Here is a 13,253-nt window from a genome sequence, read left to right on the forward strand (position 1 = left end):
GCCGCCCGGCAGCCGCCCGGCAGCCGCGCGGCTGCGGGCTCGGCGGCGCTAACCCGTGCAATTTGCGCAGCACGCCGCGGGAATCGCGTTCCCGGCGGCGAAACTGACGGCGTGCGCGTCTGGTCGCGAGGCTTGCTGGTCTGCGCCGTGCTCGGCGCGGCTGCCCTGACGCCTGCGCTGGTGGCGGCGCAGGCGAAGCGTCCCGCGCCCGCGTCGACTGCCGTCGGCGTCTCCCAGCGCGAGTTCCGTCTGACGCCGTACCGCACGCGCGTGCCCGTCGGCGAGGTCCGCTTCAACGTGACCAACTACGGCGAGGACGTCCACGACCTCGTCGTCCGCGACGCGCGCGGCCGCGTGCTGCGCAGCACGGCCGATGTCAAGCCGGGCGGCCGCGCGGTCCTCCGCGTGCGACTCGGCCGCGGCAGCTACCGGCTCAGCTGCGACGTGGCGAACCACGCGCAGCTCGGCATGCGCAGCGGCTTCACGGTGGTGCGGCGCTGATGGCCCGTCGTCGCAGCGCACCCGGCCGCGGCGACGCGACCGGCGCGCCCACGACCGCCCGCGCCCGCGCTGCCGCCGCCCGCGCCGGCAGCGGCTGGACCGAGGCGCACGTCCACCGGCTGTTCTGGCGCGCCGGCTTCGGCGCGACCTCGCAGGAGGCGCGCACGTGGGCGCGACGCGGCCGCCGCGCGACGCTCGACTACATCGTCGACGGGCCGCCCGGCGGCACGAAGCTGATCGGGCCGGCGCCGCACGTCAGGGGGCGCAGACTCGACCCCGTCAACGAGTGGGGCGACGACCAGCTCTGGTGGCTGGACCGGATGATCCGCAGCAACCGCCCGCTGGTCGAGAAGATGACGCTCTTCTGGCACGACCACTTCGCGACGACCGAGCAGGACACGCCGCTGATGCTGGCGCAGAACCGCCTCTTCCGCAGCCACGCGCTCGGCGCCTTCCGCCCGTTCCTGCGCGAGGTCACGCGCGACCCGGCGATGCAGCTGTTCCTGTCGCTCGCCGACTCGACGAAGGACCACCCGAACGAGAACTACGCGCGCGAGCTGATGGAGCTGTTCACGCTCGGCAGGGGCTACAGCGAGCGCGACGTGCGCGAGGCGGCGCGGGCGCTGACGGGCTTCCGCTCGAAGTGGAGCCGGCGCAGCGGCTTCGGCGGGATCCGCTACGACCCCGAGGAGCACGATCCGGGCGTCAAGCGGATCCTCGGCAGACGCGGCCGCTTCGAGCCCGACGACGTGCTCGACCTCGTCTGCGACCACCCGCGCCACGCGCCGTTCCTCGTGACGAAGCTGTGGCAGTACTTCGTCGCGACGCCGCCGTCGCCGGAGACGGTGCGCGCGCTCGCCGCGACCTACCGCCGCAACGGGTTGCAGGTCAAGCCGGTCGTGCGCGAGATCCTCGAGCACCCTGCGCTCTACCGCGACCTCGGCGCGCCGGACCTCGTCAAGTGGCCGGTCGTCTACGTCGCGGGCGCGCTGCGCCAGACGCGCAGCGGCATCACCGACGGGTACCCGACCTGGCTGCTGTCGACGATGGGCCAGCAGCTGTTCCGCCCGCCGTCGGTCGCCGGCTGGGACTGGGGCTCGAAGTGGATGTCGTCGAACTCGATGCGCCAGCGCTTCGTGCTCGGCAACTACGTCGTCAACTTCGGCCGCCCGAGAGTCCGCAAGGGGCGCTACAAGTCGACGCTGACGCCGCAGCGCGCGGTCGCGCTCGCGATCGCCGCGGTCGGCTCGCCGCCCGTCTCCGCGCACACCGAGCAGGTCCTCACGAGACTGGCGACGCACTGGTTCGACGACATCCCGCGCTCCTGGCGCGACGAGGCCGACTCACGCGCCGAGGCGCTGCAGCGGACCCTGCGCCACCTCCTGATCGCGGGCCCGGAGGCCCAGCTCTGCTGATGACACGACCCGTGCACAAGGGCTGCGACGACTTCCGCCAGACGAGCGCCGCCGCGCGCGAGCGCTGGCTCGGCGACGGCCATCCGCTGACGCGCCGTCAGGTCGTCGGCGCCGGCCTCGGCGGCGCGCTGGCGATCTGGGCGCAGCGCGCGATGGGCCTGCCGGACGTGCTGCAGGCGGCCGAGGCGCAGGCCGCGGGCGCGCCCGGCGCGCCGGTGCTGGTGTCGGTCTTCCTGCCCGGCGGCGCCGACCTGCTCGACACGCTGATCCCGGTCGGCAACTACGGCCGCTACGCCGACCTGCGGCCCGGCACGAAGGTCGCCGAGCCGCCGCTGCTGGGCGCGACCGGCCTCGCGCTGCACCCGGCGCTGGCCGAGGGCGCGGGCGGCGGCGTGAAGGGCCTCTTCGACGCCGGCAAGGTCGGCTTTCTGCCCGGGATCGACTACGCCAACCCGGACCTGTCGCACTTCCACTCGCGCCACTTCTGGGAGACCGGCCTGATCACCGAGCGCGCCGCGCCCGGCTGGCTCGGCCGCTGGCTGGACCGGCACGGCTCGGCCGACAACCCGCTGCAGGGCCTGACGCTCGGCTCGACGCTGTCGCCCGTGATGGCGACCGCGTCGGCGCCGGTCGCGGCGCTGGAGTCGCCCGGCGACGTCGGGCTGGAGATCTGGGGGCTGGAGCAGAAGCCGCACGTGAAGATGCTGAACGCATGGGAGCAGCTCGCGCACGGCGCGCGCGGCCGCGCCGACGGCCCGGCGTCGGTGCGCAACGCCTCGCTGCTGGCCAAGCGCGTCGGCGATCGGCTCGCGCCGTACGCGGAGCGCAACGGCCGCGATCCGCTCGCGCCCCCGGTCGAGTATCCCGAGGACAACAACCTCGCCACGCGCCTGTCGCGGCTGGCCGCGCTGCTCGCGCAGCCGCTGGGCGTGCGGATAGCCGCGGCGCAGGCCGACGGCGAGTTCGACACGCACGACAATCAGCCGGAGGATCTGGCGAGATCGCTGAGAGACCTGTCGCTGGCGCTGTCGGCTTTCCAGGCCGACCTCGAGACGCGCGGCCTCGCCGACCGCGTGCTGACGCTCGTGTGGTCGGAGTTCGGCCGTCGCCCGCAGGGCAACGAGTCGTCCGGCACCGACCACGGCGCCGGCGGCCTCGCGTGGGTCCAGGGCACGCGCGCCGCGTCCGGGATCCTGACCGACTATCCGAGCCTGACCGCGCTGGACCGCGACGACAACCTGCGCGTGACGATCGACTTCCGCAAGGTCTACGCGTCGCTGATCGAGGGCTGGCTGCGCACCGACGCCGCCGAGGTGATCCCGCAGGCGGGGCGCTACGGGCGGCTGACGCTGGTGAAGTAGGTGCGAGCGGCGGCCACCGCCGCCGCCCTCGTCCCGCTCGCCTGCGGCCCGCGTTTCCGCGCCGCGCCGGCCCTGCCCACGAGCGCGCCTACAGCGGCAGCCCCTGCTCCAGCAGCTCCAGCGCCCGCGAGTACGTGTCGAAGTAGTCCTCCACGGAGCCGCGCGCCATCGATTCGATCGTCGCCAGCGAGATCCCCACGAGCGCGCCGGCGAAGGTCCGCAGGGCGAGGTCGTCGACCGGTCGCCCCGTGCGCTCGGCGACCATCTCGGCCAGCAGCTCGACGGTGCCCGTCAGCGACGTCAGCATCCGCGCGCGCAGCTCCGGCACCGTGCTGGCCAGCAGGTGGCGCTCGCGCTCGCGCTCCAGCTCCTCGCGCGGCAGCGTGCGGCGCAGCTCGACCAGCGCGCCGCGCAGCGCGGCGAGCGGCGTCAGCTCGGGCGGCTGCGCGCGGAACGCCGTGATCATCAGCGGGTCGAGCGAGTCGTACATGACGACGTCCTCCTTCGCCGGGAAGTAGCGGAAGAAGGTGCTCTGCGAGACCTCCGCGGCGGCGGCGATCTCGTCGACCGTCGTCGCCGCGTAGCCCCGCTCTCTGAACAGCCGCAGCGCCTCCTGCTGGATCGTCGCGCGCGTTCTCAGCTTCTTGCGCTCGCGCAGGCCCATGGGTCTGTCAGCGATCTCAGACGGCGATGCCATGCTCCGATTGTGCCTCCTCGACCGGCGCCGCGCCGGCACGCGCGCTCGGCATCAGCGCCAGCGCCAGCACGATCCCGGCCGCCGCGACTGCCGCCGCGACCCACAGCAGCGCGTCCATCCCGTCCACGAACGCCGCGGCGCTGTCGCCAGGACCGGCGTAGCGGGCCGCCAGCACGGTGCCCAGCAGCGCGACGCCGATCGTGCCGCCGACCTGGCGGCAGGTCTGCACGAGCGCCGAGCCGACGCCGGCGCTGTCGGCCGTCAGCTGGCTCATCGCGGCGTCCATCGCGGTCGGCAGCGCGAAGCCGGTCCCGACCCCGACGAGCGCGATCCAGGCCGCCGTGACGCCGTAGCCGCTCTCGACGGAGCTGGTCGCGCCGAGCGCGAGGCCGGCGGTCATCAGCACGAAGCCGGCCGCGATCACGCGTTTGGCGCCCAGTTGCGTCAGCAGCCGGCCGGAGACGCGCGAGCCGACGACGAGGCCGCCGATCACCGGCAGCAGCCGCAGCCCGGTGCCGAGCGCGTCGGCGCCGAAGACGATCGCGAAGAACTGCGGCGCGACGAACAGCAGGCCGAACAGCGCGAACGAGACGATCGTCGCCAGCACGGTCGCCCACAGGTAGGTCGGCGAGCGCAGCAGCGCCAGCTCGATCAGCGGCTCACCGTCGGGCCGCCGCTCCAGCCGCAGCTGCGTCGCCGCGAACACGGCCAGCAGCGCGGCGCCGGCGGCGAGCGTGCCGAGCACGAGCGCGTCGCCCCAGCCGCGGTCGCCGGCCTCGATCGCGCCGTAGGTCAGCAGCCCCAGCGCGGCGCTGGAGAGCACGATCCCGGTCACGTCGATGCGCGGCGCGCGTGCGCTGCGCGACTCCGGCACCAGCAGCGCGATCGCGACCAGCGCGGCGAGCACGACCGGCACGTTGACGAGGAAGATCGAGCCCCACGCGAAGTTGTCCAGCAGCACGCCGCCGAGGATCGGCCCGAGCGGCAGCGCGATCGCGGTCGCGGCGACCCAGGTCGAGATCGCCTTCGGCCGGTCGCGGTCGGAGAACAGCACCGGCAGGACCGCCATCGACAGCGGCATCAGCGCCGCGCCGCCGAGCCCGAGCAGCGCGCGGGCGGCTATCAGCTGCCCGGCGTTGGACGCCAGCGCGCACGCCAACGACGCGATCCCGAACAGCGCGAGCGCGCCGAGCAGCAGCTTCTTGCGCCCGAAGCGGTCGCCGAGCAGTCCAGCGGGGAGCAGCGCGGCGGCGAAGACGAGGTTGAAGGCGTTGGCGATCCACTGCAGCTGGCTGGTGGAGGCGTGCAGCTCGTGCGACAGCGTCGGCAGCGCGACGTTGACGATTGTCGAGTCGAGCCCGACGGTCAGGACGCCGAGCGCGAGCGCGGCGAGCGCCCACCAGCGGCGAGGGTCGGCATGATCCATGAGAGTTCCTCGTTTTTGAAAGTCACAATGAAATGACAGTAACACTCAGAATCTGGACGCACAACTGGCCAGCTGGCCAAACGCGTGCGCCGCTCCGGTAGGGTGAGAGGCGAGGTCGAGTCAACGCACCGAGAGGGAGTGGATCGATGGCGAGTGTCGAGCAGGCGCCGGCAGCCGCGCAGGGCGGCACCGGCATCCCCGTTGAGAACCCGGCGACGGGCGAGACGATCGCCACGCTCCCGACGCTGTCGGCCAGCGCCGTGAAGGCGCTCGTCGCGAGAGCGCGCGCGGCGCAGCCGGCGTGGGAGGCGATCGGCTTCGAGGAGCGCGGCCGCGTGCTGCGGCGCGCCCAGAAGTGGGTCACCGACAACTCCGAGCGGATCATCGCGACGATCGTCAGCGAGACCGGCAAGACCTACGAGGACGCCCAGCTCGCCGAGATCATGTACGCCGCCGCCGCGTTCGGCTTCTGGGCGAAGGAGGCGCCGCACTTCCTCGCCGACGAGCCGATGAAGTCCGCCAACCCGCTCGTGAAGGGCAAGAAGCTGGTCGTGCGCTACCGGCCCGTCGGCGTCGTCGGCGTGATCGGCCCGTGGAACTTCCCGTTGACGAACTCCTTCGGCGACTGCATCCCGGCGCTCGCGGCCGGCAACGCGGTGATCCTGAAGCCGAGCGAGGTGACGCCGCTGACGTCGCTGCTGATGGCCGAGGGGCTGCGCGCCGCGGGCCTGCCCGACGACGTCTTCCAGGTCGCGACAGGCGACGGCGCGACCGGCAGCGCGCTGATCGACCACGTCGACTTCGTGATGTTCACGGGCTCGACGAAGACCGGCAAGAAGGTGATGGAGCGGGCCGCCAAGACGCTCACGCCGGTCGGTCTCGAGCTGGGCGGCAAGGACCCGATGATCGTGCTCGCCGACGCCGATCTCGACCGCGCCGCCAACGCCGCCGCCTACTACTCGATGAACAACGGCGGGCAGGTCTGCATCTCGATCGAGCGCGTCTACGTCGAGGCGCCCGCCTACGACGAGTTCGTGCGCAAGGTCACCGACAGAGTCAAGTCGCTGCGCCAGGGCCGCCCGTCAGGCCCCGGCAGCATCGACGTCGGCGCCGTCACCTTCCCGCCGCAGCTGGACATCATCGAGGCGCACGTCGCCGACGCCGTCGCGAAGGGCGCCAGAGTGCTGACCGGCGGCAGAGCCGCGCCCGGCCCCGGCATGTTCTACGAGCCGACCGTGCTGGTCGACGTCGACCACACGATGTCGTGCATGACCGAGGAGACGTTCGGGCCGACGCTGCCGATCATGAAGGTCGCCGACGCCGACGAGGCATTGAGACTGGCGAACGACTCGCCCTACGGCCTGCAGGCGTCCGTCTGGACGAAGGACCTGCGCCGCGGCGAGCAGCTCGCGCGCCGCGTCGAGGCCGGCGCCGTCTGCGTCAACGACGCGCAGGTCAACTACACGGCGCTCGAGCTGCCGATGGGCGGCTGGAAGTCGTCGGGCCTCGGCACCCGCCACGGCGCCGGCGGGATCCGCAAGTACACGCAGCAGCAGACGCTGCTGGTGACCCGCTTCGCGGGCAAGAGAGACCCGCACATGTTCCCCTACAGCAAGCGCGTGACGAAGCTGATCGGCGGGCTCACGAGACTGCTGTACGGCCGCGGCAAGCGCGCCTGACCGGTGTCAGGCGACGCGCTTCAGTCTCAGCGTCCCGCTCCAGCTGACGTGGTGCAGGCCGCCGTCGTCGCTCCAACTCGAATCGATGCCGGGAGCGATGCGGACGTTCTTGCCGCGCTTGACCGCCAGCAGCTGTCTGAGCGAGTAGGTGCGCGTCGTGGCGGCGACCGGGATGCCCGGGATCGACCACGCCGGCGCGCCCTGCGGGCAGCTCATCGGCGGCGGGAAGAAGCTCCACTGGATCCGCATTCTGTCGCCTCTGAAGGTGATCCCGGCGGCGATGCTCGTCGGCTCGAGCGCGTCCGGTGTCGCCTGCCCGCAGTCCCATGTGCGCGTCGGTGTCACGATCGTCGCGTCGCTGTTGCCGCCGTAGGTGAGGCCCGTGGCGGTGAACGGGAGCAGCAGGGCGCGGCGCTTCGCGGCGCTGAGCGGGATCGTCAGCTCGCCGCGCGTGGCGTTGCCGTCGGCGTAGGTCGCTCTGCCGCTGTAGGTGTAGTGGTCCGCGCCGTCGTCGAGCGCCACGCCGACGGTGCCTCTGACGTTCACGTCGACCAGCTCGAAGCGGGCTGAGGTCGCGGTTCTGGCGGCGGCTGCGGGCGCGGGCGCCGGCGCGACGGCGGCGCAGAGGAGCGCGGCGGTCAGGACGGCGAGCGGCGGCGGAAGACGGAGGCGTCGTTGCATGGTCCGACACGATCGTCGTCGCCGCCTTGCGCCGCCTCCGTCGTTCGGTGCAAGCGGCTCAGACGTTCGGGCCGGATCCGCCGCCCGCTCAGTGGCTCACGCAGGCGGGGATTCTCAGCCTGCGCCAGGTCGCGTCGGCGGTCGGCGAGACGAGCGCCAGTCTGCGCTGCAGTTGCTGGTAGGTGTCGATCGGGTCGGCGCCGCCTCTCAGGTCTCTGACGGCGTTGCCGATCAGCTGCAGCTGGCGGGCGTTCGCCGAGACGGCCAGCTCATAGTCTCTGCGCAGCGAGTCGGGCGCTCTGTCCTGCAGTCTCTGCAGTCTCACGAGCGCCGGGCGCAGCTGCGTGAGGCCCTCGGACAGGAACCGCTCGCCGCCGGCCGGCGCGTTCGGCACCGCGACCCTGTCGGTCGTCGCCGCGACTCTGTTGCAGATCTCGCTCGCCTGCGTGCGCAGCTCCTGCTCGCTGAGGCCGCTGCCGCAGCCCTTCACCAGCAGCACGATCACGATCAGCACGACGACCCCGGCACCGATCAGCACCGCGCGGCTTGGCAGCGCGGGGCTCCTCGGCGGTGGTGCGGTGCGACGGGACGACTGGGCACGTCTGGACAAGAGGCCGGATGCTAGTGAACGGTGCCGCTGGCAACTTCCCAGGCGCGCTGCGCGAGCTTCGGCACGCCGTCGTCCAGCAGTGGCGAAGAAGGGTCGTCCATGGTCCCCTCCAGCAGTTCCCGCCGACTCGCCGAACGCGCGTTGGCGTTCGGCGAGGGCCGCGGGGACGTCTGGGCAAAGCGATCAGGCGGTTGCGAGCAGCTTGCGCGAGTCGATCACGGCGTCGAACTCGTCCAGCGCGAGCTGGGAGGGGTTGCCGACCATCCCGACGACGGCGGCGCCGGTCGCCAGCGAGGTCGCGGTCAGCAGCGTCGCGAGCCTGTCGCGGCGGTCATGCGCCGTCTGCGCCGGGCTCCACGACCAGGCCGGGTCGCTGCCTTCGATCAGCACCGTGACGTGGTGCGGGTGGTGCGCAGCGGCCGACGCGACGAGCTCTTCGTCATGTCCGTTGGGCCCTGCGATCAGGAGGATGTCAGTCATCATGGCCGCCAGTCTGGTGTCGGGCTGTTAAGAACCCCTAACGCCTTTGGAACGTCCGTCTTAAGCCTCGTAACGCCCTTCTTAACAGCGTCCATGCGCCCGAGTTGCGGCGGCGTGCCGGATTCCAGATTGGACTACGCCACCGCTCCTGCGGCGGATCAGCGCACGACGACGGACTCGGTCATCGCGACCGGGTGCAGCGCGCAGAAGATGCGGTATGTGCCGGCCTTGCTGAAGCGCTGCGTGAAGCTGCCGCGGTCGAGATTCTCCGAGCCGAAGCCGATCGGCCCGGAGGCCAGCGTGACGTTGTGGATCGTGCCGTCGTCGTCGAAGTCCCAGCGCAGTCTGCTGCCGCGTCTGAGCACGATGTTGCGCTTGGAGAAGTTGAAGCCCTTGATCTTCACGGTCGCGCCGCTTCTGAGCGCGACGCGTCTGCCGGGCGGCGCCTGGATCGTGATCGCTCTGCCGCTGTCGGGATCGATCCCGGTCAGCGGGACGGTGAAGCGCGGCGGCGTCGGGCGGCCGGGCGGCCGGCCGCTGTAGGAGACGTCGAGCGGGAGCGCTCCGCATGGTTCGGTGACGGTCGGATCGGGCGCGACGTAGACGACGGAGATCCCCATCACGCGGGTGTGCGGGAGCACGCCGTCGTAGGTCGAGGTCAGCCGCAGCTTCGAGTTGGCGGCGAGCGGGACGCCGGTCGGCGAGGTCATCGCCGTCACGTTGATCGGACCGGGTTCGTGGAGGATCGGGCGCACGTTGTAGAACGGGTGCGTCGCCTGGCCCCAGGTCGGCTGGAAGCGGGCGATCTCGCGGTCGCCGCAGGTCGGTTCGGTGACGGTGAGGTCGCGGCCGCCGCCGTGGACGTGGCCGGTGCCGGCGACGAGGCGGCCGGCGGTCGGGATCGTCCACTCGGCCGAGCGTCTGTCCAGCGCACCCGGTCTGCCGCCGCCGGGGATGTTGTAGATCGGGTCGACGAGGCAGTTGTTGACGTCGAGCCAGTATGGCGTGACCTCCTGCAGCGGGTCGGCCGTCTCGACCGTCATGTCGTACTTGATGTACGCCTGGTCGGGAAGCTGTCTGTGGTTCATCAGCATCCACACGAGGAACCACGTGTCGTCTCTGGCGACGGGGTAGCCGTAGCCGGCCGGCAGCCGCATCTCCGCGCGCTCCTCGCCGGCGGCGTAGAAGCGCTCGGCCAGCGCCGGCAGTCTCGAGCGCGAGTCCCACAGCGTGAACTGCGAGCAGGTCTTGTCGGTGCGCGGTCTGGCGGGGCTGCCGGCGTTGAGGAAGACGACGTGGTGCAGCATCACGCGCGAGATCGGCAGCGGCTTGCCCCGCTTGTCGACGACGTTCACTCTCATGTCGGTGATGTAGCCGTCGACGCCGGGCGTCGGGACCCCGATCGAGTTCTCCTGACGGACCTCGTATCCGCCGATCTTGATCGGCCCGAACGTCTTGGAGATCGTCTGCGTCGCGGCCTGCGCGGTGGTCGCAGCGAGCGCCCACGACAGCAGGGTCAGCAGCGTCATCGCCAGCATCGTGGTCGAACGTCGGCGTGCCACAGCGCAACCTCTCCTCGCAGGTCCCTCTCCTGCGGGCAGCATACGCCCGGCGTGCAAGCCGCGGGCCACCTCCGCGCGAGCGTCTAGTGTGGAGGCCGGATGCCCGAGCTGCCCGAGGTCGAGATCACCGCCCGTCTGCTGGGTGAGGCGGTCGCAGGAGCCCGTGTCGAGTCGACGCTCGCGCCCGGGATCAACGCGATCAAGACGTTCGACCCGCCGCTGCACGCGCTCGACGGCACGACGCTGACGGGTACGCTGCGCCGCGGCAAGCAGCTCGGCGTGACCAACGACACGGGTTTGGTGCTGCTGTTCCACCTGATGTCGGCCGGCCGGCTGCAGCTGTACGACAGACGCGCGGGTCTGCGCGACAGAACGTCGCGCGTGCTGGTGCGGCTGGACGACGGGCGCGAGCTGCGTCTGCGCGAGTTCGGCACCAAGCAGGCGGCGTGGGCGAAGCTGCTGCGCGCCGAGGAGGTCGATGCCGAGGAGTCGATCGCGACGCTGGGCCCGGAGGCGTGGCCCGACCCGCCGCCGTTCCTGCCGCTGCTGAGACTCGCGCGCCCGCTGCACACGCTGCTGCGTGACCAGCGCACGATCGCCGGGATCGGCCGCTCCTGGGTCGACGAGATCCTCTGGACCGCGAGACTGTCGCCGTTCAAGCGCGGCAGAGACCTGTCCGAGGAGGAGGCCACGAGGTTGCGCTCGGCGACGGTGGACGTGCTCGGCGGCGCGATCGCGTTCTACGAAGAGACGCTGAGACTGCCGCTGCCGGACAAGCTCCCGCTGCCGCTGAAGGTCCATCGCAAGCACGGCGAGCCGTGCCCCAGCTGCGGCGCCGAGCTGATGGCCGTCCACTACGAGGACTACGTGATCTCGTACTGCCCGGTCGAGCAGACCGACGGCAAGGTCCTGAAGGACCGCCGCATGTCGCGGTTGTTGAAGTAGCGGGTCACGTCGCGGACCCGGTCTGCTCGCAGGGGTCTCGTATCCTCCGGCGCGAAGCATCCGCGAGCCCGAAAGGCATCCCATGATCGAGACCGGCGAGAAGGCCCCCCAGTTCACGCTTCCCGACCAGGACGGCAACGACGTCAGCCTGTCCGACTTCGCGGGCAAGACGGTCGTCCTCTACTTCTACCCGAAGGCGGACACCCCCGGCTGCACGACCCAGGCATGCGGCGTGCGCGACCACCTGCCCAACTACGCCGAGGCCGGCGCCGTCGTCCTGGCCGTCTCACCCGACTCGGTCAGAAGAGTGAAGAGATTCGCCGACAAGTTCGCGCTCGACTTCGCCCTCCTCGCCGACGAGGAGCACGCCGTCTGCGAGGCCTACGGCACGTGGGCCGAGAAGAGCATGTACGGCAAGAAGTACTGGGGCGCCCTGCGCGCGACCTTCATCATCGACGCTGAGGGCGTCGTGGTCCACGTGATCCCGAGAGTGACGCCGAGAACGCATGACGACGAGGTGCTGAAGGCGTTGGAGGAGCTGAGCGCGGCGGCGTAGGCGACCTCGCGTCCGGGCATGAGCGTCCGCGTCGGGCGTTGTCTGCGTCTCGTTCCGAGGACCGCGAGAATGGCTGACGGGTTGGCTGCCTCTGAGTGAGGCGCGAGCGCGGAGGAGCAGCTACAGCGGCCGCGTGCCGAGCAGCGTTGGGACGCGGGTGCGTTCGGCGAGCCAGCGTTCGGCGTCCGGATCGATCCAGCCGGCGATGAGGAGCATGTCGTCGGATCGTGCGGCTATGTCCTGTTTGAGCAGGCAGTCGTGGTGTGCGATGCGGTTGCGGAAGCGCTGGAGCAGGCGCATCCGCTGAGTCAGGTCTCTTCGGACGACCGAGCCGTGTGGGAAGGCGTGATGGAGTCGGTGTCGCCACAGTTCCTCGTAGGTCTTGCTGAAAAGACCGGCCCAGAAGCCGAACGGCGACGACCCGACCTCGTGTGACCGCCTTGCCTCTGTCGAGGCGCTCGACGGCGACGATGACCTGCTTGACGCCGTCGGGCTGGAGGACTCTGAAGTCCATGAGCCAGGTGTCGCGGAGCGGGTCTTGCGGTTGGCCGTCGCCGAGCACGGCGTCGATCGCGTTGCGGACGAGCACCTCGAAGTGGTGGACCATGCCGAAACATGCGGTGGCCAATTCGGCGTGCCAGTCATAGAGCGCGAGCGCCCGTTCGTGATCCCCGCCGACCTCATCCAAGAACGGCTGGAAGCGGGCTGACGAGAGCCAGGTCTGGGCTTGGCTCGGCTCCACGATCGCGCTACCCTACTTCTTGACGCCCCGGTCCCGCCTAGGACTCCTGCAAGGGAGTTATGCGGCCGGGGCTTTGCATTTCCGGGAGTCGCCGCTGTGTCCGCGCCCGTCGTGCTGAGAGCCGCCGGAGCGCGGGTGGCCTCGTCGCTCGGCGATGCGTCGGCGACGGTCGCGCCCGGCACGATCGTACGGGCTCGCGTCACCGCCCTGCGCGTCGGTTCGCCGCGCATCAGCGTCGTATTGCGCCGCACCGACGGATCGCGCGGCGTGCGGGTGCTCAAGCGGCGCAGCCTGCGCGCCGGAGCGTTCGCGGCGAGACTGCCGGCCGCCTTCGGCGCCCGCTACACGCTGACGGCACGAGCCGTGGGAAGGACGTGGCGGGCCGTGATCCGCACCACGCCGAAGCCAGCGCGCAGGCCTGCCGAGCCGAAAGCATCGGTGTCGGATCCCTCGTCGCCGACACCGATCCCGCCGAGCCCGCCGCCGGGCACGCCGATCGACGTGCCGGGGAAGGGAGCGTATGGAGAGGAAGTCGCGCGATCGGTCGAGTTCGACATCGCGAATCCGGTCGAGTGAGCGCGCGGCGCGCCCGAACAGG

15 protein-coding genes are annotated in these 13,253 nt (G+C 71.4%); 8 read left to right on the top strand and 7 right to left on the bottom strand.

Translation table 11 applies throughout. The features are described 5' to 3' along the window. Positions 1–132 precede the first annotated feature (132 nt). From Q7L65_RS15910 to Q7L65_RS15920, 3 genes are read left to right on the top strand one after another with little or no spacing between them, the layout of a single operon-like run. Positions 133–501: a cupredoxin domain-containing protein gene (locus Q7L65_RS15910; protein WP_304722470.1), complete on the top strand. Its 369-nt coding sequence runs from the start codon at positions 133–135 to the stop codon at positions 499–501. Beyond that, complete coding sequence (locus Q7L65_RS15915) at positions 501–1,916, top strand: DUF1800 family protein (protein WP_304722471.1); 1,416 nt, start codon at positions 501–503, stop codon at positions 1,914–1,916. Before Q7L65_RS15910 ends, Q7L65_RS15915 begins: the two co-directional genes overlap by 1 nt. Next, positions 1,916–3,277 (top strand): DUF1501 domain-containing protein, encoded by a 1,362-nt coding sequence (locus Q7L65_RS15920; RefSeq protein ID WP_304722472.1) that lies wholly within the window; start codon positions 1,916–1,918, stop codon positions 3,275–3,277. Before Q7L65_RS15915 ends, Q7L65_RS15920 begins: the two co-directional genes overlap by 1 nt. A gap of 88 nt (positions 3,278–3,365) precedes the next feature. On the opposite strand, the gene Q7L65_RS15925 is transcribed toward Q7L65_RS15920, so the two are convergent. Further along, the gene (locus Q7L65_RS15925) at positions 3,366–3,974 is read right to left on the bottom strand and encodes a TetR family transcriptional regulator (protein WP_304722473.1); all 609 of its coding nucleotides are present in this window, start codon (positions 3,972–3,974) and stop codon (positions 3,366–3,368) included. Further along, positions 3,958–5,400 carry an MFS transporter gene (locus Q7L65_RS15930; RefSeq protein WP_304722474.1) on the bottom strand — a complete coding sequence of 481 codons (1,443 nt, stop codon included), beginning with the start codon at positions 5,398–5,400 and terminating at the stop codon, positions 3,958–3,960. Before Q7L65_RS15930 ends, Q7L65_RS15925 begins: the two co-directional genes overlap by 17 nt. Before the next feature lie 146 nt (positions 5,401–5,546). Between Q7L65_RS15930 and Q7L65_RS15935 the strand changes: the two genes are divergently transcribed. Then, positions 5,547–7,079, top strand: coding sequence for a succinic semialdehyde dehydrogenase (locus tag Q7L65_RS15935; RefSeq protein WP_304722475.1), 1,533 nt, complete (start codon positions 5,547–5,549; stop codon positions 7,077–7,079). A 6-nt stretch (positions 7,080–7,085) separates the two neighbouring features. Here Q7L65_RS15935 and Q7L65_RS15940 read toward each other — a convergent pair whose 3' ends face one another. The 4 genes from Q7L65_RS15940 to Q7L65_RS15955 all read right to left on the bottom strand — a co-directional run bounded on the left by Q7L65_RS15940 (position 7,086) and on the right by Q7L65_RS15955 (position 10,412). Continuing rightward, on the bottom strand, positions 7,086–7,760 hold the full coding sequence (locus tag Q7L65_RS15940; protein ID WP_304722476.1) for a hypothetical protein: 675 nt from the start codon (positions 7,758–7,760) through the stop codon (positions 7,086–7,088). A gap of 88 nt (positions 7,761–7,848) precedes the next feature. Next, a complete protein-coding gene (locus Q7L65_RS15945) occupies positions 7,849–8,370 on the bottom strand; it encodes a hypothetical protein (protein ID WP_304722477.1) in 522 nt (173 codons plus the stop codon). 183 nt (positions 8,371–8,553) lie between these two features. After that, entirely contained in the window at positions 8,554–8,850 is a 297-nt protein-coding gene (locus Q7L65_RS15950; protein WP_304722478.1) for a hypothetical protein, read from the bottom strand. A gap of 158 nt (positions 8,851–9,008) precedes the next feature. Beyond that, complete coding sequence (locus Q7L65_RS15955; protein WP_304722479.1) at positions 9,009–10,412, bottom strand: hypothetical protein; 1,404 nt, start codon at positions 10,410–10,412, stop codon at positions 9,009–9,011. A gap of 99 nt (positions 10,413–10,511) precedes the next feature. On the opposite strand from Q7L65_RS15955, the gene Q7L65_RS15960 reads away from it, so the two are divergent. Both Q7L65_RS15960 and bcp read left to right on the top strand, forming a co-directional pair. Further along, positions 10,512–11,357, top strand: coding sequence for a DNA-formamidopyrimidine glycosylase family protein (locus Q7L65_RS15960; RefSeq protein WP_304722480.1), 846 nt, complete (start codon positions 10,512–10,514; stop codon positions 11,355–11,357). An 82-nt stretch (positions 11,358–11,439) separates the two neighbouring features. Continuing rightward, positions 11,440–11,913: a thioredoxin-dependent thiol peroxidase gene (gene bcp, locus Q7L65_RS15965; RefSeq protein ID WP_304722481.1), complete on the top strand. Its 474-nt coding sequence runs from the start codon at positions 11,440–11,442 to the stop codon at positions 11,911–11,913. 120 nt (positions 11,914–12,033) lie between these two features. Here the strand turns inward: bcp and Q7L65_RS15970 are convergent, their stop codons facing one another. Then, the gene (locus Q7L65_RS15970; protein ID WP_304722482.1) at positions 12,034–12,213 is read right to left on the bottom strand and encodes a hypothetical protein; all 180 of its coding nucleotides are present in this window, start codon (positions 12,211–12,213) and stop codon (positions 12,034–12,036) included. Between the two features lie 82 nt (positions 12,214–12,295). Between Q7L65_RS15970 and Q7L65_RS15975 the strand changes: the two genes are divergently transcribed. Further along, entirely contained in the window at positions 12,296–12,622 is a 327-nt protein-coding gene (locus tag Q7L65_RS15975; RefSeq protein WP_304722483.1) for a hypothetical protein, read from the top strand. Between the two features lie 129 nt (positions 12,623–12,751). After that, positions 12,752–13,231: a hypothetical protein gene (locus tag Q7L65_RS15980; protein WP_304722484.1), complete on the top strand. Its 480-nt coding sequence runs from the start codon at positions 12,752–12,754 to the stop codon at positions 13,229–13,231. The last annotated feature ends 22 nt before the right edge of the window (positions 13,232–13,253 follow it).

Source organism: Conexibacter sp. CPCC 206217 (assembly GCF_030646165.1).
Lineage (GTDB): Bacteria > Actinomycetota > Thermoleophilia > Solirubrobacterales > Solirubrobacteraceae > Conexibacter.

Excerpts from the sequence above, each read along its gene's own strand:
- Q7L65_RS15950 (WP_304722478.1), bottom strand. The coding sequence starts at position 8,850 with ATGACTGACATCCTCCTGATCGCAGGGCCCAACGGACATGACGAAGAG.
- Q7L65_RS15940 (WP_304722476.1), bottom strand. The coding sequence starts at position 7,760 with ATGCAACGACGCCTCCGTCTTCCGCCGCCGCTCGCCGTCCTGACCGCC.
- bcp (WP_304722481.1), top strand. The coding sequence starts at position 11,440 with ATGATCGAGACCGGCGAGAAGGCCCCCCAGTTCACGCTTCCCGACCAG.
- Q7L65_RS15960 (WP_304722480.1), top strand. The coding sequence starts at position 10,512 with ATGCCCGAGCTGCCCGAGGTCGAGATCACCGCCCGTCTGCTGGGTGAG.
- Q7L65_RS15930 (WP_304722474.1), bottom strand. The coding sequence starts at position 5,400 with ATGGATCATGCCGACCCTCGCCGCTGGTGGGCGCTCGCCGCGCTCGCG.
- Q7L65_RS15925 (WP_304722473.1), bottom strand. The coding sequence starts at position 3,974 with ATGGCATCGCCGTCTGAGATCGCTGACAGACCCATGGGCCTGCGCGAG.
- Q7L65_RS15970 (WP_304722482.1), bottom strand. The coding sequence starts at position 12,213 with ATGCGCCTGCTCCAGCGCTTCCGCAACCGCATCGCACACCACGACTGC.
- Q7L65_RS15915 (WP_304722471.1), top strand. The coding sequence starts at position 501 with ATGGCCCGTCGTCGCAGCGCACCCGGCCGCGGCGACGCGACCGGCGCG.
- Q7L65_RS15920 (WP_304722472.1), top strand. The coding sequence starts at position 1,916 with ATGACACGACCCGTGCACAAGGGCTGCGACGACTTCCGCCAGACGAGC.
- Q7L65_RS15935 (WP_304722475.1), top strand. The coding sequence starts at position 5,547 with ATGGCGAGTGTCGAGCAGGCGCCGGCAGCCGCGCAGGGCGGCACCGGC.